This is a genomic window from Mucilaginibacter ximonensis, assembly GCF_042686265.1.
GTDB classification, from domain to species: domain Bacteria; phylum Bacteroidota; class Bacteroidia; order Sphingobacteriales; family Sphingobacteriaceae; genus Mucilaginibacter; species Mucilaginibacter ximonensis.
This window is the reverse complement of record NZ_JBHUPD010000002.1, coordinates 775,386-795,909: the sequence shown is the minus strand read 5'-3', so window position 1 is coordinate 795,909 and position 20,524 is coordinate 775,386. Positions and strand designations below refer to the sequence as shown.

Annotated in this window: 18 protein-coding genes; 7 read left to right on the top strand and 11 right to left on the bottom strand. The window is 44.2% G+C overall.

Going from position 1 to position 20,524, the window contains the following annotated elements; translation table 11 throughout:
• Positions 1–233: 233 nt before the first annotated feature.
• The 3 genes from ACFS5N_RS11155 to ACFS5N_RS11145 are packed head-to-tail and all read left to right on the top strand — an operon-like array spanning position 234 to position 2,625.
• The gene (locus ACFS5N_RS11155) at positions 234–1,820 is read left to right on the top strand and encodes a glycoside hydrolase family 10 protein (protein WP_377185338.1); all 1,587 of its coding nucleotides are present in this window, start codon (positions 234–236) and stop codon (positions 1,818–1,820) included.
• Between the two features lie 16 nt (positions 1,821–1,836).
• Entirely contained in the window at positions 1,837–2,295 is a 459-nt protein-coding gene (dtd, locus tag ACFS5N_RS11150) for a D-aminoacyl-tRNA deacylase (protein WP_377185336.1), read from the top strand.
• A 3-nt stretch (positions 2,296–2,298) separates the two neighbouring features.
• On the top strand, positions 2,299–2,625 hold the full coding sequence (locus tag ACFS5N_RS11145; RefSeq protein ID WP_377185334.1) for a nucleotide pyrophosphohydrolase: 327 nt from the start codon (positions 2,299–2,301) through the stop codon (positions 2,623–2,625).
• A gap of 99 nt (positions 2,626–2,724) precedes the next feature.
• Here ACFS5N_RS11145 and ACFS5N_RS11140 read toward each other — a convergent pair whose 3' ends face one another.
• The 10 genes from ACFS5N_RS11140 to ACFS5N_RS11095 all read right to left on the bottom strand — a co-directional run bounded on the left by ACFS5N_RS11140 (position 2,725) and on the right by ACFS5N_RS11095 (position 15,564).
• The gene (locus tag ACFS5N_RS11140) at positions 2,725–3,465 is read right to left on the bottom strand and encodes a 2-phosphosulfolactate phosphatase (RefSeq protein ID WP_377185332.1); all 741 of its coding nucleotides are present in this window, start codon (positions 3,463–3,465) and stop codon (positions 2,725–2,727) included.
• Between the two features lie 132 nt (positions 3,466–3,597).
• A complete protein-coding gene (gene gcvT, locus ACFS5N_RS11135; RefSeq protein ID WP_377185330.1) occupies positions 3,598–4,680 on the bottom strand; it encodes a glycine cleavage system aminomethyltransferase GcvT in 1,083 nt (360 codons plus the stop codon).
• Between the two features lie 157 nt (positions 4,681–4,837).
• A complete protein-coding gene (locus ACFS5N_RS11130) occupies positions 4,838–6,040 on the bottom strand; it encodes a glycosyltransferase family 4 protein (protein WP_377185328.1) in 1,203 nt (400 codons plus the stop codon).
• 86 nt (positions 6,041–6,126) lie between these two features.
• Entirely contained in the window at positions 6,127–6,735 is a 609-nt protein-coding gene (locus tag ACFS5N_RS11125; protein ID WP_377185326.1) for a ribonuclease HII, read from the bottom strand.
• 163 nt (positions 6,736–6,898) lie between these two features.
• Positions 6,899–8,137: a PP2C family protein-serine/threonine phosphatase gene (locus tag ACFS5N_RS11120; RefSeq protein ID WP_377185324.1), complete on the bottom strand. Its 1,239-nt coding sequence runs from the start codon at positions 8,135–8,137 to the stop codon at positions 6,899–6,901.
• A 42-nt stretch (positions 8,138–8,179) separates the two neighbouring features.
• Positions 8,180–9,289: an ABC transporter permease gene (locus ACFS5N_RS11115; protein ID WP_377185322.1), complete on the bottom strand. Its 1,110-nt coding sequence runs from the start codon at positions 9,287–9,289 to the stop codon at positions 8,180–8,182.
• A gap of 144 nt (positions 9,290–9,433) precedes the next feature.
• Positions 9,434–10,564 (bottom strand): glycosyltransferase family 2 protein, encoded by a 1,131-nt coding sequence (locus tag ACFS5N_RS11110; RefSeq protein ID WP_377185320.1) that lies wholly within the window; start codon positions 10,562–10,564, stop codon positions 9,434–9,436.
• Positions 10,548–11,525 (bottom strand): hypothetical protein, encoded by a 978-nt coding sequence (locus ACFS5N_RS11105; RefSeq protein WP_377185318.1) that lies wholly within the window; start codon positions 11,523–11,525, stop codon positions 10,548–10,550. The genes ACFS5N_RS11110 and ACFS5N_RS11105 overlap by 17 nt, the downstream gene beginning before the upstream one ends.
• Positions 11,526–11,629: 104 nt before the next feature.
• Complete coding sequence (gene uvrA / locus ACFS5N_RS11100) at positions 11,630–14,473, bottom strand: excinuclease ABC subunit UvrA (RefSeq protein WP_377185316.1); 2,844 nt, start codon at positions 14,471–14,473, stop codon at positions 11,630–11,632.
• A 302-nt stretch (positions 14,474–14,775) separates the two neighbouring features.
• Positions 14,776–15,564 (bottom strand): lytic transglycosylase domain-containing protein, encoded by a 789-nt coding sequence (locus tag ACFS5N_RS11095; protein WP_377185314.1) that lies wholly within the window; start codon positions 15,562–15,564, stop codon positions 14,776–14,778.
• 232 nt (positions 15,565–15,796) lie between these two features.
• On the opposite strand from ACFS5N_RS11095, the gene ACFS5N_RS11090 reads away from it, so the two are divergent.
• Complete coding sequence (locus tag ACFS5N_RS11090; RefSeq protein ID WP_377185312.1) at positions 15,797–17,155, top strand: pseudouridine synthase; 1,359 nt, start codon at positions 15,797–15,799, stop codon at positions 17,153–17,155.
• A 79-nt stretch (positions 17,156–17,234) separates the two neighbouring features.
• On the opposite strand, the gene pdxA is transcribed toward ACFS5N_RS11090, so the two are convergent.
• Positions 17,235–18,287, bottom strand: a complete 1,053-nt coding sequence (gene pdxA, locus ACFS5N_RS11085; RefSeq protein WP_377185310.1) for a 4-hydroxythreonine-4-phosphate dehydrogenase PdxA — start codon at positions 18,285–18,287, stop codon at positions 17,235–17,237.
• A 159-nt stretch (positions 18,288–18,446) separates the two neighbouring features.
• Between pdxA and rsmA the strand changes: the two genes are divergently transcribed.
• Genes rsmA through ACFS5N_RS11070 form a run of 3 tightly spaced genes read left to right on the top strand, consistent with a single transcriptional unit; the run spans position 18,447 to position 20,326 of the window.
• A complete protein-coding gene (gene rsmA, locus ACFS5N_RS11080; protein ID WP_377185308.1) occupies positions 18,447–19,229 on the top strand; it encodes a 16S rRNA (adenine(1518)-N(6)/adenine(1519)-N(6))-dimethyltransferase RsmA in 783 nt (260 codons plus the stop codon).
• Between the two features lie 6 nt (positions 19,230–19,235).
• Complete coding sequence (locus ACFS5N_RS11075) at positions 19,236–19,394, top strand: hypothetical protein (RefSeq protein ID WP_377185306.1); 159 nt, start codon at positions 19,236–19,238, stop codon at positions 19,392–19,394.
• Positions 19,391–20,326 (top strand): NAD(P)-dependent oxidoreductase, encoded by a 936-nt coding sequence (locus ACFS5N_RS11070; RefSeq protein ID WP_377185304.1) that lies wholly within the window; start codon positions 19,391–19,393, stop codon positions 20,324–20,326. Before ACFS5N_RS11075 ends, ACFS5N_RS11070 begins: the two co-directional genes overlap by 4 nt.
• Positions 20,327–20,524: the final 198 nt, after the last annotated feature.

Genomic DNA, 20,524 nt, shown 5'->3' with positions numbered 1-20,524 from the left:
GCCACCGGCGCGAAATAGCTGTAGTTTGGGCCCGAATTTAACTATTGTTAACTATTTACTATACGTAATAATGAAATTTTTATGATAATGTTTTTTTAAAAAACGTTAAATAATTGGCTTTGCGGCTTTAAAAATAGGCACAAGATAAATAATACGCAACAATTATGTATCATAATAAACTGTCGTAATAAGGAGTTTATATCTTTGCACTTCTTGTATAAAATCCCTTTTAAATGTATCAATTACGCCTGTTTATATATCTAATACTATTATTAATTGCTACCAATGCCAATGCCCAACCGCTTGTTGACACCGTAAAACTTAGCGCTGCCGATAGTGTGGCATTAAAAAAATTACAGGAGGACCCAAAGCGCGAATTTCGTGGAGTATGGGTAGCAACAGTGGGTAATATTGACTGGCCGCAACCGCGCTCAACTGTTGAGCAGCAAAAACAGCAATTGATCAATATTCTGGATTTTCATCAGCGCAACGGCTTAAATGCTGTGGTGTTTCAGGTACGCCCGGCGGCAGACGCCTTTTATGCCAAAGGGTGCGAACCATGGTCAAAATGGTTGATGGGTAAACAAGGGCAGGCACCGGTGCCATTTTACGACCCGCTTGAATTTGCTATTACCGAGGCACACAAACGCGGCATGGAACTACATGCCTGGATAAACCCGTACCGTGCTACTACCGATGCCAACTACGGTGCGTTAAGTGCCGACCATATCACGCGACAAAATCCCGGGTGGTTTTTTACCTATGGCGGATTGAAAACCTTTAACCCAGGTTTGCCTGAAGTGCGCGAATATATTACGCGGATAGTTTTAGATATCGTTGAAAATTATGATGTGGACGGCATTCATATGGACGATTATTTTTACCCGTATCAAATAGCCGGGCAAAAAATAAATGACGCGACTACCTTTCAACAATATGGGGCCGATTTTAGCGATATACGCGATTGGCGCCGTGACAATGTAAACAAGCTCATTAAAATGCTGAGCGATAGTATTCACGCTCACAAGCCAAGGGTAAAATTTGGTGTCAGTCCGTTTGGTATATGGGCTAATAAATCGCAAAATCCCGAAGGTTCAGATACCCGCGGCGGCGACTCATATTATGAACTATATGCCGATTCGCGTAAATGGGTGCAGGAAGGTTGGGTAGACTATATTAACCCCCAAATGTATTGGCCCATTGGCGACCGCCTGGTGCCCTTTGATAAACTACTACCCTGGTGGAGTAATAACACCTACAATCGCCATTTATATGTTGGACAGGCTCCTTACCGTATGTACGAACGCCGGCAAAGTGGCTATTTAAACCCGGCTGAACTGCCTAACGAGATCAAGTTACTACGCACCAACCCAAGGGTACAGGGAAGCGTTTACTTTAGCTCGCAATCGCTGGTTAATAATAAGGAGGGGTTTGCCGATTCTTTGAGGCTTACCTATTATAAACATCCGGCTCTGCCGCCGCCAATGTTGTGGCTAGATTCAGTGCCACCAAATGTGCCGATGAATGTCAGGGCGGCCATTATGCCTGGTACCACAAAAGTGCAGGTTAGCTGGGCAGAACCGGTAGAAGCGAAGGACCTTGAAGCAGCTTATGGTTATGTGGTTTACCGTTTTGAAGGAACCGAAAAAATCGACATTTCGACTCCTGATCATATCATACATGTACAGTACGACCCGACGACCTCATTTGTAGATACTACCGCACAACGCGGCAAAACTTACCTGTACCTGGTCACGGCCATCGATAGAACAAAAAACGAAAGCGACCGCAGTCCCGCTATTGCAGTAACCATACCTTAATTGTTATATTGCCGCTATGAGAGCCGTAATACAACGTGTAACCAGTGCCTGTTGCAAAGTAAACGATAACATAACCGGCGAGATAGCGCAGGGTTTTTTGGTTTTGCTGGGCATTGAGGATGCCGACACTGATGATGATTTACAATGGCTGGCGCAAAAAATTGCAGGTCTTCGGGTGTTTAGCGATGAAGAAGGATTGATGAACAAGGCCCTGGCCGATGTTGACGGAAGTATCCTGCTGATATCGCAATTCACGCTGTTTGCACAAACAAAAAAGGGAAACCGGCCTTCATTCATCCGCGCAGCAAAGCCTGATAAAGCTATACCGCTTTATGAAAAGATGATCAGTACCCTTGAATTGCTTACTGGTAAAAAAACGGCGACCGGCATTTTTGGCGCCGACATGCAGATCAGCTTGTTAAATGACGGACCGGTTACCATCATTATGGACACCAAAGACAAAGACAATCATTAAGCCATGACTATAGAAGAAGCACAGCGACTGGTTGACAACTGGATAAATACTACCGGCATACGCTATTTTAATGAACTAACCAATACCGCCATTTTAATGGAAGAGGTTGGCGAGGTAGCACGTATCATGGCGCGTCAATACGGCGAGCAATCCTTCAAAAAATCAGACCATGAAGTTAACCTGGCCGATGAGATGGCCGACGTATTGTTTGTATTGATTTGCCTGGCTAATCAAACAGGCATTAATCTTACCGAAGCTCTGGAAAAAAATCTGGTCAAGAAAAGCATCCGCGATGCCGACAGGCATCAGAATAATGAGAAGCTGAAGTAGTAGTTACCCGGCGTCAGAAAGCGTTGTCATGCTGAGCTAGTCGAAGCATAGCGGGTAAAGGCCTTCGCTCGCCCTTCGACGGGCTCAGGGTGACACCATTTACTGGGCTAACCTCACCAGCCGCTCACCTTCCAAAACCGGGATAGCGGTTGTTAAATCAACTTTTAAACAAAACTCAATGTCCGCCTCGATACCCAGTTTCTTGAGGCGTTCGCTGTGCGACGTTTTTTTGAGGTATTGATTGAGGTCGTCTTTAGCTAATTTAAAAAGATCATTGGCGGCAATAGCCGGGTCATCCAGCCTAAAACCGGCATCTTTTAATTGTTCAACTACCGCACCGGCAAAAAGGGTGTCCTCCAGGTTAAAGTTATTTTTCCAGCCTGAGCAAACCAGCAAAATGTTTTCATTTTGTTGTTTAAGCCAGCTACAAACAGAAGTTAAATTTATAAATGCGCCGATCACTATTTTTTTTGCTGCACGCGATAAATGCAAGGCGTGCGTGCCATTGGTAGTGGTTAATACAATGGTTTTGCCTTCAACTTTATCTTGGGTATAAGAAAATGGCGAGTTCCCAAAATCAAACCCTGCAACAACTTCGCCGTTTCGCTCGGCCGCCAGCAGGTAGTCAAAGCCTTTTTCAAGGTAAGCGCTGCATTCTTCAACCTGCGATACCGGGATAATGGCCTCGGCGCCGTTTTCAATGCCATAACAAATAGAGGTGGTAGCACGAAAAATATCAATTACCACAACAATATAATCCTGTACGTTATACAGCGGTATCAATGCCGGTGTAAGGCAAACTTCGAGGCGGGGCAGGGTTGATGGTATGTTTTGTTTCATTACTGATTTCATTCCTCAATTAAAAATATTGTCATTTCGACGAGGAACAAGGAGAAATCTATACATCGCTTAGATTGGGTGTGGATAGATTTCTCGCTATGCTTGAAATGACAGCTCTTGTACAGAATGAGTTTACGCTTTATAAAAAGGTGGCTTCACAACCTTTGCTTTAACGGCATTGTCCCGAATTTTTACAAATATCTCGGTACCCTCCTTGGCAAATTCGGTTTTTACATAACCCAGGCCAATAGCTTTTTGCAGTGATGGCGATTGGGTGCCAGAGGTCACTTTGCCAATATTGTTGCCTTCGGCATCAACAATTTCATAATCATGCCGCGGGATGCCACGGTCTATCATTTCAAAACCAACTAATTTTTGGTTAACGCCCGCCGCTTTCTGATCGGCCAGCGCTGTTGAGTTGGTGAATTCTTTATTAAATTTAGTTACCCAACCCAAACCGGCTTCGAGCGGCGAGGTTTTATCATCAATATCATTACCGTACAAGCAAAAACCCATCTCCAGACGCAGCGTATCGCGTGCGCCCAAACCAATCGGCTTGATACCGAAAGCATCGCCGGCTTTAAACACTGCATCCCAAAGTGCTTGTGCATGTTCGTTATCTACATATAATTCAAAGCCACCGGCTCCTGTATAGCCTGTTGCCGATACTAAAACATTGTCAATACCCGCAAATGTCCCTTTTTTAAACGAATAATATTCCATTGAGCCTAAGTCGATATCCGTCAGAGTTTGCAACGCTTCGGCAGCTTTTGGGCCCTGTACCGCTAACAATGATGTACGGTCTGAAATATCTTTCATAGATACGCCTTCTGTATTGAACTGGCTAATCCAGTTCCAGTCTTTTTCAATATTTGATGCGTTTACTACCAGCATATAGGTTTGCTCATCAAGTCGGTAAACCAGCAGATCGTCAACAATACCACCATCGTTGTTGGGCAGGCATGAGTATTGCACTTTGCCATCATATAACTTTGAGGCGTCATTGCTGGTAACACGCTGAATCAAATCAAGCGCTTTATCGCCTTTTAATATAAATTCGCCCATGTGGCTTACATCAAAAACGCCTACGGCTTTACGCACGGTTTCGTGTTCGGCATTAATACCTGCATATTGCACGGGCATGTTATAGCCTGCAAAAGGCACCATCTTGGCGCCAAGATTGATATGTGTTTGTGTAAGCGCTGTGTTTTTCATTACTGAATGTTTTAAACCGGGACAAAATTTATTGTAATCGCATGATATGATTACAATAGTGGTACAAAATTTTATTTGGCCTAAAGGTAGTAAAAATGCAACAGGCCGCGCATTTTATTAGCGATATTTTTAGCAATCAGCTATAATTTGAGGATTATTATTTGCAACAATTTTGATAAAAAGTCACCAAATTTTTAATAACCACATTAATGTCATGCTCCTTTTCGGCGAGCAAACGGGCGTTTTTGCCTAGCTGAATACAAAATTCCTCATCGCGAATACATTGTTGGATGGCATCATAAAACTCATCGCGATTGTTAGCTATCATGATGTCGTGCCTGTCGGTAAAATTAATACCCTCGGCACCTAAAGAGGTCGAGATGATACATTTTTGCATGGCCATGCCTTCTACAATTTTAACCCGCATACCGCCGCTTGATAACAGTGGCACGATCATAATCGACTTACTATTTACAAATTCGAGGGCATCATCCACTTCGCCTTGTATAAATATCTTGCCCAAGGCTTCATAATCATCAAAACGTTCAGGTATATCGTTCCCGGCCACATACAACTTCACGGGCAAGTCGCCACTGGTTATATCGCCTATAAACGATTCCAGGAACCACTCCATACCCTCACGGTTTGGCAGCCAATCCAGCGAACCTAAAAAGAACAGGCTCGGAAACTCAGTTTTACTGATATCGGGCTTGTACTTTTCCAGTCGCAAGCCAACAGGCAATATTTCAATAGGCACTTTAATGCCATATTCAAGCAGGGTTTCTTTGTCCTGCCGTGTAAATACGGTAATAGCGTCAAACATGTCTAATCTTAGCCGCTCATAGTTTTTAATACGGCGGGCGTGCATGCGCAGGTATGACTTTTTAAACGGATCGATTTTTTGCTGTGACAATCGCCACCAGATCTGATTTTCAAGGTTGTGTGCCCGGTAAATAAGCCTGGCTTTTGATGCCTTACGCACTGCAGGCATATACAGCGATACAAATAAGCCCTCAAACTGGATGATATCGTAATTGTTAGTACGTACCTCGCGTAGCAACAAGGTTTCAAATTCGGGGTCGTAATAACGGTCGATATTAAATGATGTTTTTTTGAACAAATTCAGGGCCACACCCAAAATGGTAACCGTGGTGTCTATATCATAAGCCCGGTAGTTGATTTTGCCCATTAAATCCTCATCGGGCAGGTTGCTTTCGTGGCTGTTGCGCTTAGCGTTAAGGGCAACCAGCGAAACGTCATGCCCTTCATTGACCAATCCCTTGATAGTATTGGTCACCACGATAGCATATCCACCATTTTGTGGAAACGGAACGCGATGGCTTAGTATAAGGATTTTCAACAGACAAACGGATTTTACCAAAAATAACATTCTGCACTTACAGTAGCAAGGTACTGTTTAGCCGGGAGGATAATATTAAAGTAATATTATAATACCTGAACAAGCAGCCCATCTTCTTCAAAACTTACGCTAAATGAGCGGCGGTGGTAGGGCGTGTAGCCATTTTTGAGGATGCTTTTGCGGTGTTTTAAGGTGCCGTAGCCTTTGTTATTGTGCCAATCGTACTCCGGGTGCTCAGCTGCTATCTGCTTCATGTAATCGTCGCGATAGGTTTTGGCCAGGATAGATGCAGCTGCAATACTTAAATATTTACTGTCGCCTTTTACTACACAAGCATGCGGTATTTTATGATGTTTGTTAAAACGATTGCCATCAATAATTAAAAACTCAGGCTGCAGGTGTAATTTTTCAACAGCGCGGTGCATAGCCAGGAATGAGGCATTTAAAATGTTGATTTCATCTATCTCCATGTTATCGGCCCAGGCCACAGCATAAGCTATTGCGCGTTCCTCTATTTCGGCACGTAAGGTATATCGTAAATCTTCAGCAATTTGTTTAGAATCGTTTAACAACTCATGCTCAAAATCATGGGGCAAAATAACAGCAGCGGCAAACACGGGGCCCGCCAGGCAACCACGACCGGCCTCGTCGCAACCCGCTTCTAATAGTTCATGCTGATATCTGGCTAATAACATTGACTTTTAAACGATAATTACAAAGCTATTATTTTGATAAACGGGTTTTTTAAGGAGTTATCAACACACCCCTAGCTGCCTCTCCAAAGCAGAGAAGCTTTTAAAGAGTCGAATAATAAAATGCTAATTATCCCTCTCCTTTGGAGAGGGCCGGGGAGAGGTCTTAAAATATCCTCAAGGTCAAGATTGTAATGTCGTCAATGGGCTTACCCTTGATGCCGATATTCAAATGATCCATTAACGATTGATTAAATCTATCGGGCGATAGGTCACCGTTATCAGCAATAAAATCTATCAAGGCTTCTTCGTCCCAAACCTTGTCGCCGTAAGGCTCAAAGTCAAGCAAGCCATCGGTATAATTTACCAGCAAGGTGCCCGGCTCAATATCTATTTCGCCTTCATTTAAAAACGGCAGCTGGTCAAACGCGCCGATCATGGTAGTACCCAGTTTGAGCTGGATAACCTGGCCTTCTGAATATAATACAGTAGCATTATGGCCGGCATTAATATAATTGAGTTTGCGTGTTTTTTCGTTGTATTTGGCAATGAAGAGTGTTATAAAACGCTCGCCCTGGGTATTGGAAATTACCTTTTTGTTAAGGCGATCGATAATGTTAGTCAAATCGTCTTCTACCGCAGCCCAGGCGTGCAAGCTGGCTTGAAAGTTAGCCATCAGCAAGGCAGCTGATACGCCCTTGCCCGACACGTCGGCAATGCACCACAAAAACTCATGGTCATTAAGGCGAATAAAATCATAATAATCGCCGCCAATGTTTTGGTGAGGCAAATATTTGGCGCCAATCTCCACACTTTCATCCTTGTGTACGCGCAAGGGAATAAGCATATTCTGCACTTCGGCAGCCAGCTCCATTTCACGTTGCAAACGCTCGGCCTGCAGGCGCTCACGAAATAACTTTTTATTCTCCAGCGCCACTACCACCACGTTGATCATTGTCTGAATAAAGTTCAGATCATTATTCAACATTTCGCCAGAGGTATTGAAATCGCCGATCAGCGCAAAGGCCAAAGCTTTGCTTTTATGGTAGATGGGAATAAAGTAATCGTATTTTTTTAAGATGGGATCCTGGTTTCCGGCCAGCGATTCGGGCGATTTAATTTTATGGAGCGACAGGCATGCTTTGTTCAAGGTACCCACCGGCTCAAATTCGCCGCCGTATTTAGATATACAGGCATAGTTACCGTCCTTCTCGATCAGGAATCTGAAAGTGCCCACCTGCAGGTAGTTTTGCAAGATCACTTCGAGCATCTGTATCAATACAGGCGTCGCTGCGTTCTTATTTATAGCGCGAGTCACCTCCAATAAGGAGTTCAACTCTGACTGCCTTTTTAACAGTAGCCGGATTAGTTCGTCCTCGCCTGACGAGGGTACATTGTTCTGCATTATTGGGTCTCGGAGAGACCAAATTAGAGAAAAAAAATAAAATTAAAGACGGGTACTTGCCGATTTTATATCAAAAGCATCGCGCAAACCCACTGTCACCAGGTTAAATGCGTAGACTATCAGCATGATAGCTAATCCGGGAGTTATAGACAAGTAGGCCGAATCCATGATGATATACCCGTAATGTTCTTTGATCATGCTGCCCCAGGTGGGCATAGGGGGTTGTGCACCAAACCCCAGGAAGCTTAAACCGGCTTCAAGCAAAATAGCCGAGGCAAAGTTTGAAGCCGCCATTACCAAAATAGGCCCTGCTATATTTGGTAAAATATGCTTACCGATAATTCGGAAATTGTTGTAACCTAAAGATCGCGCAGCTTCAATATATTCAGCTTGTTTAATGCTGATCACCTGGCCGCGCACCAATCGCGCAACCTCAACCCACATGGATAGTCCTACGGCTACATAAATTTGCCACAAGCCTTTTCCTAACGCAAATGAAATAGCAATAACCAGGAGCAAAGCCGGCAAAGCCCACAAAATATTCATTAACCAGCTTAAAACACCATCTATCCAACCACCAAAATAACCAGCCACTGCGCCAACCGTAACACCAATAAATAAACTGATCAATACTGCCATTAAGCCAACGGATAGCGAGATACGCGCACCCAAAATCAGACGGCTTAACATGTCGCGGCCGTATACATCGGTGCCCAGCCAAAATGTTTTATGTATAATATATGATGAGAGCCGTTGATTGATCTGTGCCGAAGGCAACTTGTAGCTTTTAACCTCGGGCTTATCTTCGTCACCAATATATTCAGCAACGGTAATGCTGTCGCCGGTTATTTTGTAGTTTTTTATGGGGATGTCCTGATAAGGTGCCGGTTGCCCATACAGCATTTTATTGAACCAGTTAAGCGTATCTACATGCTCAGTTTTATTAAGCCGCAGCATCATGAAAGTGGCTCCGGGTTTTTTGATACCGAGCTGGATTGTTTGGCTGTTAGCCTGCGGAGTAGAATCTGGCATGATCAGATAACCTAACACCGCCACCACCACACAAAGCGCAATAAACCACATTGCGGCGAGCGCAAATTTATTGCGTTTAAAAGCACTCCAGGTGCGTTGTGTGGGGGTTAAATCTGCCAAGCAATTAGTATTTGGCTAAAGATAATACGATTGCGGAATTTATTGAATGTTCTGGACTTAAGTTGACATGATTTAAACACGATTGCACGATGCAACTCGATTTCGGCATTACCGTCCCTGCTAAATCATTACTTAAGTTACGTATTATTTAACCAATCTGCCCTTCCACTGATATTTGCGACTTGGCCCCATCAATCCAACATAGGCCATATAAATAACATGTAACGGCGCAACAATCAGGTATAAACGCAATAGTTTGGTACGATTAAAGAAATTGCATATCGGAAATAAGTAAATTACCTCTATAAAACATTTCAATACAAATTGTACTAAGAAGATATCCAGAAAACTATGGCTAAAAATACCTAATATTAAGTTCAGCAACATCGACATATTAAAAAACCAGATGAGCAGCGCAAAACCCACTACCTTTTTGTCTTTATACCTGGTTGACTTGGATGCCCAGCGACGACGCTGCCGTAAAAACGATTTCAGGGAATGCTTGGCGTGGGTGTAAACTATGGCATTTCTGTTATTTAAAAACCCAATTTTGCCGGGGAAATATTCAGTTACTTTTTGCAGTAATAACTCATCATCACCTGAAGCCAGTTCGTCAATACCATTAAAGCCGCCCACGTTATAAAAAATATCTTTGCGGTAAGCCAGGTTAGCGCCGTTGCAGGTCCACGCACGTTTGTTGCCTATAAACGAGGCGCCAACGCCTATCAAAAAAGAAAACTCAAGCGATTGTAAACGCTCAAATAACGATTGCTCCTCAAAATAACCTACCGGCGATGAGATCATAACTGGTTGCTCGGCTTCAAAGTAGCCAACGATTGTTGATAGCCATTTCTTGCCCATGCGGCAGTCAGCATCAGTAGCAACCATTAAATCGCCGGTTGACATTGCAATAGCTTTTGAAATAGCTTTCTTCTTGTATGAGTTTAGCGGTTCGGCTTCGTTGAGTTGCAGTAGCGTTACGCCGCGGTCGGCGTAGCTGGCAATTATTTGGGCCGTATCATCAGTAGAGTGGTCATCAACAATAATAATTTCGGTAAGTTCCTTCGGATAATCCTGCGCCAGAATATCTTCGATAGTTAAATGAATCCGCTCCGCTTCATTACGCGCGGCAATCATGATGGTGACTTTTGTATTAAGGTCAACCGTTTTAATTTGCGGGCGCTTCAAGCTAAACCATCCTTTAATAAGATAAAATACCAGCAGCAGGTAACCAGCTGTAAGCAATGCACAAATTGAACTATAGATTACGATCAAAGAATTTTAAGTTAAAGATAAAAACGGAGCCTAAAATAGCGGGAATAATTAAATTAATAAGCCAGATAGAAGTAAAAGCCGCTATTACTGCAATCTGCGGTGCGTTTACGTAAGCAAAAAGGGTTGCTGATGCCGTAGCACGAACCGGCACATCCAGCAAATCAAGCGATGGCAAAGCCGACTGTATAAAAAATACCATAAAAACCAGCAACATTACCTCAACAAGCGGAATTTGGGGTATCAACAAGTGAATAACCAAATAGTATTGTAATGAAAATATAAAAAACCGTGTCAGGCAAAACCACATAATCTTTAACAGTTCGGCAAACTGATATGCGGCCATGATGTCAAAAAACCGGTGATACTTGCGTAAAAACGATATGCTGTTTAACAACTTCACTAACCATTTGATGTTAAAAAACGCTATGGCAAAAAATATCATAAACACCACTGCGATAATTGTAATGAGAACGAGAAGCCACCAACTTAAATGTAAAAAGGTAAAACAAAACCAAATGAACGCCGCGGCGCCTAAAATGTTGGTGATTACCATCTGGCCGAAAGAGCCCACCGCCATTGCGAATACACCGTGGATGCGCTTTCGTGGTGGCAAAAACATTACACGGCCGCCATATTCGCCTATACGGTTGGGCGTAAATATGGCCCAGGTTAACCCGCAAAAAACCCCCTCTATACATTTCCACAGGCTGATTTTAACCAATTTTTGAGTAAGATACCGCCATTTAAAACACTCGACCAGCCAGTTAGCAAACATCAATAATACCACGGCCGACATAACTATGATAACCTGTTGATGCCTTAAATGCTGTATGGCTATCTGAAACTCTTTGAGATTGTTGCCCTTAACCAGGTACTGATGATAAATAAACAAAAATGCCAGTACAAGTATCACCGCTTTAAGCAGATATGAGAAAAACTTTTTGGCGACAGATGTTAACAACAGGAGTAAAATTTGTGCAATGTTACAAAAAAACCGGGCAAGCGTTTGCCTGCCCGGTGTAACTATACAAAATAGATAATATTATTGTTTTAAGCCGCGACTTATTACAGCCCCATCTCCTTTTTCAAAAATTGGCCCGTAAAGCTGTTCTTCACCTTGCACAAACCTTCAGGAGTGCCATTGTAGAGAATAGTACCACCCCCTGAGCCGCCTTCAGGCCCCAGGTCAATTACGTGGTCAACCACCTTAACTACGTCTAGATTGTGTTCAATAACCAGTACGGTATTGCCTTTATCAACCAATTGATAAAGTACGCCCAGTAAAACATTGATGTCTTCAAAGTGTAAACCGGTTGTTGGTTCATCGAGGATGTAAAAGGTATTACCGGTATCTTTTTTAGAAAGCTCGGTAGCCAGTTTAACCCGCTGCGCTTCGCCGCCTGATAGCGTGGTTGACGATTGCCCCAGGGTGATATAACCCAGGCCTACATCCAACAAAGTCTTTACCTTGCGGTAGATAGATGGGATATGCTCAAAAAACGGCACAGCGTCTTCAATACTCATATCCAGCACGTCGCTTATAGATTTGCCTTTATAGCGCACCTCCAGTGTCTCCCGGTTATAACGACGGCCCCCGCATTCCTCGCAAGGTACCTGAACGTCAGGCAGGAAATTCATTTCAATAACTTTCATCCCGGCGCCCTGGCATGTCTCGCAACGCCCGCCTTTTACGTTGAACGAGAAGCGGCCCGGCTTATAGCCCCGTATCTTAGACTCAGGCAATGCCACATACAGGTTACGGATATCTGAAAACACCCCGGTATAGGTAGCCGGGTTTGATCGCGGTGTACGGCCAATTGGTGTCTGGTCAATCTCTATTACTTTGTCGATATGCTCCAGGCCCTCTATTTTTTCGTAAGGCAGCGGTTGCTTTTTGGCTCTGAAAAAGTGATGATTCAAAATTGGGTATAAAGTCTCCGTAATTAAACTTGACTTACCACTTCCGGACACCCCGGTTATACCTATTAACTTACCTAAAGGAAACTCAACACTTACTTTCTTTAAATTATGTCCCGTCGCTTTTTTGAGCGACAGCACTTTGCCATTACCCTCGCGGCGTTTTTTGGGAATCTCGATTTCCTTTTTACCGTTGATGTACGATGTGGTCAACGTAGTATGCGCCATCAACTCTTTTGGAGTACCCTGAGCTACCACCGATCCGCCATGTACACCCGCCGCCGGACCCATATCTATCACATGGTCGGCTTCCAGGATCATGTCCTTATCGTGCTCCACCACCAAAACGGTATTACCTAAATCGCGCAGGTTTTTCAGGGCATTGATCAGTCGCTCGTTGTCGCGCTGGTGCAAGCCAATGCTCGGCTCGTCCAGGATGTACATTACGTTCATCAGTTGCGAACCAATCTGCGTAGCTAAACGGATACGCTGCGCCTCGCCGCCCGAAAGGGTTTTCGCAGTACGGTCTAGCGTCAGGTAGCTCAAGCCCACATCCATCAAAAACACAATGCGGGCACGTATTTCTTTCAGTATTTCTTTGGCGATGACGTTCTGCCGCTCGCTCAATCTTTCTTCCAGGTTCTCGAACCAGTCTTGCAGGGTACGGATATCCATACAAGCCAGCTCGAATATATTTTTACCGTCGACTTTAAAATTCAGCGACTCCTTTTTCAACCGTGCACCATTGCAAACGGGGCAGGTTTTAAGTACGCGATAGTTTTCCATATCGTCCATACCCTCGTCGCCGCGGCGTTCCTGCTGCTCTTCGAGCATGCGGATGATGCCATCAAAGGTAATCTGGTAGTTCTGGACGTTCCATTTATTATATTCGACAGAAACGGTTACCATTTCCTGCGTACCATTCAAAATGATATTCAGTTTGTCTTTCTCCAGCTTATCCAGCGGGGTGGATAATGAAAAGTCATATTTCTTAGCCAGCGCCTTCAATACCTGAAAAATCCAGGTTTCGCGATATTCGCCCAGCGGAGCCAGGCCGCCGTTCAATATGCTCAGTTTTGGGTTTGGGATAACAGAAGCTTCATCTACCTCAAAAATATACCCTAAACCGTTACATTTCTCGCAGGCGCCATAAGGCGAGTTGAACGAGAATGTATTTGGTTGCGGTTCATCGTATGAGATGCCCGAAACCGGGTCCATCAGGTATTTACTAAAGTAGGATACATTGTTATCCTTATCGGCAATACGGATAATGCCTTTGGCTATTTTCAGTGCCGACTGGATAGAGGTATATAGCCGCTTGCTGTTATCTTCGTTGATTTGCAAACGGTCGACAACAATATCGATATCGTGAATTTTGTAGCGATCAAGCTGCATTTTAGGTTCAACATCGGCTATAGCCCCGTCTACCCAAACTTTAAGATAACCCTGTTTGCGAATTTGTTCGAATAGTTCGCGATAATGACCTTTACGGGCCTTTACTACCGGCGCCAGGATATTTACCGGCTCATCTTTAAACTTTTCGGTAATTGTTTTCAGGATCTGGTCCTCACTCATGCGCTCCATCTTCTCGCCGGTTACGTACGAGTAGGCATCGCCGGTACGGGCGTATAGCAAACGCATAAAGTCATATATCTCTGTAATAGTTCCTACCGTCGACCGCGGGTTTTTGCTGGTTGTTTTTTGCTCAATGGCGATAACCGGGCTCAGGCCTGAAACTTTATCTACATCGGGGCGTTCCATACCGCCCATAAACTGTCGCGAATAGGCCGAAAATGTTTCCATATACCGGCGTTGACCTTCGGCATAAATGGTATCAAACGCCAGCGACGATTTACCACTGCCGCTCAATCCGGTAATTACCACCAGCTGGTTACGCGGAAAAGAAACATCAATGTTTTTTAAATTATGTACCCGCGCGCCGTAAACTTCAACTTCACTTTGTTCGCCCAGATCTATATGTTTTTCGCTCATGTAATTTAATTAGTGATTGAGTGGATGAGTAATTGAGTGAATGATTTTTCTGTCTGATTTATTGTGTTCTGTCATTTCGACCGACGGGGGAAATCTTATACGATTATCATGCCGAAGCGCTTCGTGAGCTCCAATAAGATTTTCTATCTGTTAAAATGACGACGCGGACTGGAATCATTCACTCGATCACTCATTCACTAATTCGCTCATTCCAAAAGCCCAAAGGTAATTAAAAAAGCCCGATTCTGCAGGTGTGCAGATCGGGCTTAAAGTGCTCCGTTATAAAATTTTACCCTTACATGTTAGTTGTAAGCGATAAATGATTTTGGCTGTAAATAAGCGTAGTAATTATCGTAACCATATTTTCGTGGGTGATCAATAACCGCTTTCATGGCAATTAAATTATACACGTAACTACCGGTTTCGCGGTTTAGTTTCATTTTGTAATAATTGTCCTCATTTTGTTTTCTGATGGCTTTTGCCAGCTTGATCGAACCATTGTTATAAGCGGCTGCCGCCAGGGTCCAGCTGTTAAACTCCTGATGCAGGTCGCGGATATAGCGACAGGCAGCAATGGTAGCTTTACGCAGGTTAAGGCGCTCATCAGTATTGTGGTTAACCTTTAAGCCATAAGTACGGGCAGTACCAGGCATAAACTGCCACACGCCTGCTGCGCCTCTTATTGATGTTCCTTCTTTCAAGCCAGATTCAACCAGTGGCAAGTACTTAAAATCAAGCGGGATACCATAGGCTTTTAAAATAGGCTCAATGATCGGGAAGATCTTGTCGGCCTTAATTTGTAAAATGTGCGATTGAATTTTTTTGTAAGAATGTTTACTCAGTGTATACTCCATTTTATGGTACACCCTGTTGCTTACAGGTAATGTTTCGTTGGCAAAGCTATACTCGGTTTTATCAGTGGCACCATTATTGATATTGATATATGAAACAAATCTGGTGTTATTCGCGGCCGCAACAGGGGCCGGTTTTACAAAGTTAACGCTGTAAATGTTTAGCTTTAAAATGACTGCCAGCACAAGGATTACGGAGCACGTAAAACGGTGTTTTTTAATCATTTTTACTCTATTCATAGAACTATCCATTTTGGTAAATGTTGTACAAAGGTACGGTGTATGAGTCAGATTGTCAAACATTTACCACCCCCTTAGTGTTTTGAGAATTTTAAAAAAGTCCAAAAATCGGCCTTTAAAGGTGTTTAAACGCTGTTTTTGAACCGGTAAAAAAAGTTGAGATTTTAAGCGTACGGATGCCTAAAAACCGTACCTTTGCCCCTCACGCTGCGAAAGCGCTAATTAAAAAACTATGGTATTTAAAAGACCAGAAAACAACCGCGACGACCGCCCTAAACGAGGCGCCGGCGCATCAAGAAATGGTGACAGCAAAAGATCATCGTCACCCCGCGGAAAAGATTCAAAAGATGCGGATAAACCCTACAACAAAACGTCCGGAAAAAGATACGGTAGTGGCCCGGGTGCTGAACGCAGTTCTTTTTCATCCGGCGCAGCCGATAAAAAAGGCTTCGCACCGCGCAAGCCGTACAGCGGACGCCCAACCGATAGCGACGATAAGCCAAAAAGAAATTACGGTGAACAAGCCGGTGCAAGAGGTGGTAAAAGTAAACCATACTCTGGCCGCCCGGGCTTTGACAGCGACCGCCCGAAAAAGAGTTTTGGCGACGATCGCCCGAAAAGAAGCTTTGATAGCGACGCTCCGAAAGACCGCAAATTTGCCGGAAAGCCAGATGGCGATTTTAAGAGAGCCGGCAGCGACTTTAAAAAACGCGAAGGCGACTATAAAAGAACAGGTACCGATTTTAAGAAACGTGATGACGAAAGGTCATTCCGCAAAACTTATGACAAGCCGGCCAGAGAGTTTCGTAACGACGACGCTCCGAAAAAGCCAACACTTCGCCCTAAAAAATCAAGCCCAAAGAAAGAAGACGACGGCCTGATCCGTCTGAATCGTTATATAGCCAATGCCGGTATTTGCTCGCGCCGTAAGGCCGACGAATTGATTACTGCCGGAGTTGTATCAGTAAATGGTGTAATCGTAAACGAGCTGGGCCTTAAAGTTGATCCGGCCAAAGACGAAATTCGCTACAATGGCGAAACCCTGAAGCGCGAAAAAAATGTTTACGTGCTGCTTAACAAGCCGAAAGACTATATTACCACAACCGACGATCCGCAGGAGCGCCGCACCGTGATGCACCTGGTTGAAAAAGCCAGCCGCGAGCGTATTTATCCTATCGGCCGTTTAGACCGCAATACAACCGGTTTGCTGCTCATGACCAATGATGGCGACCTGGCCGACAAACTTTCACATCCGCGCAGCAATGTTACTAAGATATATCAGGTTGAACTGAGCAAAAGCCTTTCGCAAGGCGATTTAAACAAACTACAGTTTGGTGTTGAGCTTGAAGACGGTGTGATAAAACCCGACTCGGTACAATATGTAACCGGTGGTACTAAAAAAGAGATTGGTGTACAAATACACAGCGGTAAAAACCGCATTGTACGCCGTATGTTTGAGCACCTGGGTTATGAGGTAGTGAAGCTGGACCGTGTAGTTTACGCTAACCTCACCAAAAAAGATCTTCCCCGCGGCCGCTGGCGCTATCTCGACGAAAAAGAGATCATCCAGCTAAAGCATTTGATTAAATAAAAAAGGCCCTGCGGTTGCAGGGCCTTTTTTATTTAATACATCACCGGATAACTGCTGCCGACAAAACCTACCGGAGCTATTAATCTCTATCGCGCTGCAGCTTGGTAAACTGTAGCGGGTTCTCGCTCAGTATAGCACCCTCTTTGCGGTTACGTGCAATATGCAAGGCGGTAAACAACGCCTCGCGGAATGATATCTCAGAAGCCTGGTTTTTACCGGCGATATCGTAAGCGGTACCATGATCTGGCGAAGTGCGTACAAATTTCAGTCCCGCAGTAAAATTAACGCCCGACTCAAAAGCAATCTGCTTGAACGGGATTAAGCCCTGATCGTGGTACATGGCCAGTACAGCATCAAACTGCATGTAGCTGGCGTTAGCAAAAAAGCCGTCGGCCGGGTAGGGACCAAAAGCCAGGATGTCGTTAGCCCGCGCTTCGTCAATGGCCGGTATTATCACATCTTGTTCTTCGTGACCAATCAGTCCGTTATCGCTGGCATGCGGGTTCAGCCCCAATACCGCAATCTTTGGTTTACGGATCCAGAAATCCTGCTTCAAGCTATTATTCATCAGCTTTAGCTTAGCCAGTATTTTTTCAGTAGTTATACTTTGTGATACCTGGTTAACCGGGATATGACCGGTGACCACGCCCACGCGCAAAGTATCGCTCACCAAAAACATTAACGACTCTGCAGCACCGTCACGGTCTTGCAAATACTCGGTGTGGCCAGGAAAATTAAAGTCTTCGCTCTGGATAGTATCTTTATTGATCGGCGCCGTCACCAGGGCGTCAATGTCGCCATTAATCAGGTCGGCAGTTGCCCGTTCAAGCGACGAAAAAGCAAATTTACCAACTTCTTTATTGGGCAATCCCGGCTCAATTTTCACATCCTCTTCCCAGCAATTTATCATGTTGGCACGTTTGTGCTGCGCTTTTGACGGATGATCGATTACGTTAAAGTTAAGCTCGCTTACCTCAGTTACCCGGCGGTAAAACGAAGCCACTTTGGTATGCCCGTAAACAATGGGCGTGCAATAGTTATAGATCATGCTATCGGCAAGGGTTTTGATAATGATCTCAAGTCCGATACCATTTACATCGCCTATACTAATGCCTATTTTAAGTTTATCCATATTATTTTTTGATGATTACACCGATGCTTTTTTATGGCACGATGGTTCCTTTTACCTTTCACCTTTTAGCTTTTACCTTATAAACTAAAAGATTTTAGGCTCAGAGTTCCTGATTAAAGAACAAATATGCCGTAATTTGCTCAAATATTTATTTTAATAATGACATTAGTAAGGGCAAAAAAACATCTGGGGCAACATTTTCTGACCGATAAAAACATTGCTACCAGGATAGTTGACAGCCTGCGCCCCGAAGGCCGCTTTAAGCAGGTGCTTGAGGTGGGGCCCGGCATGGGCATCCTGTCGGATGTTTTGCTGGAACGCCCGAATTACGAAGTTTCGCTGATTGATATCGACACCGAATCGTACGATTTCCTGAAAAAGAAATATCCCGCCCTGGGCGACCGCCTTATTAATGCCGATTTCCTGGAGCTTGATTTTGCGGCGCGATTTAACGGCCCGCTGGCTATAATTGGCAATTTCCCTTACAATATTTCTTCGCAGATACTTTTTAAAGTGCTTGACAACCGTCAGCAGGTGGTTGAGGTTGTTGGCATGTTTCAAAAAGAAGTGGCCGAGCGTTGCGCCGCCAAAGCGGGAAGCAAAGAATACGGCATACTGAGTGTGTTTTTGCAGGCCTATTATAAAGTTGAATATCTGTTCACGGTGAAGGCCGGAGTGTTTAATCCGCCACCCAAGGTCTTGTCGGCAGTAATACGCTTAACGCGTAATGAAACCAGTCAGCTGGATTGCGACGAAAAACTATTTTGGCAGGTGGTAAAGGCCGGATTTAACCAGCGCCGCAAAACTTTGCGTAATGCACTGTCATCGGTAATCCCTAAAGATAAAATGGTGAGCGACGAGCCGCTGTTAGAGCTGCGTGCAGAGCGATTGACGGTGGCTGATTTTGTGAAGATTACACAGCAGGTGAGCGCTAATAGGTAAGCACGAATGGAAACAAAAGATTTAAAAGACTTTTACAACAAACTGCCCCAACACGTCAAAGACGGTATTGAGCAGGGGTTACAAGACATCGAAAACGGCAATTTATACGACCATGAAGAAGTAATGGAAGCTGCCAGAATAAAATATAGTTTAATAAGTAAATGAACAACAATATCCTCATCGTCGACGACATACACCCTATATTTATTGAACAAGTTGAAGCCCTGGGCTACAAATGCGATTATCAGCCAACCATTAAACTGGCCGAAGCCTTAGAGATTATTGGTAATTATGCCGGGCTGGTTATCCGCTCAAAGTTTAATGTAGATAAGCCGTTGATTGACGCGGCAACCAACCTGCGTTTTGTATGCCGCGCCGGTGCCGGTATGGATAACATAGACGAAGCTTACGCCGCCGAAAAGAAACTGACATTGATCAATGCATCCGAAGGTAACATGGACGCTGTAGGCGAACATGCGGTAGGTATGCTGCTGTCGCTTATGAACCATTTTAATACGGCAGACGCCGAGATACGCAACGGAGAGTGGAAACGGGAAGCCAACCGCGGCTTTGAGTTGAAAGGCAAAACGGTGGGCATTATAGGGTATGGTTTTATGGGTAAAAGCTTTGCTAAAAAGCTTTCAGGTTTTGAGGTTGAAGTGATTGCTTACGATAAATATAAAACCGGCTTTAGCGACCGCTATGCCCGCGAAGTGAGCATGGAAGAAATAGTGAAACATAGCGACGTATTGAGCGTTCACGTCCCCCTTACCAAAGAAACTAACGGACTAATTGACGACGAACTGCTGTTCCACTTTAAAAAGCCGATTTTCTTTATTAATACCTCGCGGGGTAAAGTAGCCAAAGTGCGTGCAGTGCTCAACGCTATCCGCGATGGTAAAATATTAGGCGCGGGGCTTGATGTGCTGGAAACCGAAAAATTCCCGGCTTTGGCCGAGCAGGAATGGTTCGATGACCTGAAACGTTCAGGTAAAGTATTACTCACCCCGCACGTTGCCGGCTGGACGTTTGACTCGTACCGTAAAATCAGCGAGGTGATGGCGGGGAAACTCGCGGCTGCGAGTTTAGTCGAATAAGTAATTGGTTGATTAGAGATTAGGTTGTGATATAGCTCATTAATCTCTAATTAACCAACCTCCAATCACTAAATTTCAATCTCCAATTTTTTGCAGGGGCGCAACAAAAATTTGGAGATTAAAATTTAAATAGCTTATCTTCGTTTTACACAAAACAAGACTATAAGGGCAAGCCTCTATAGTCTTGTTTGTTTTTAA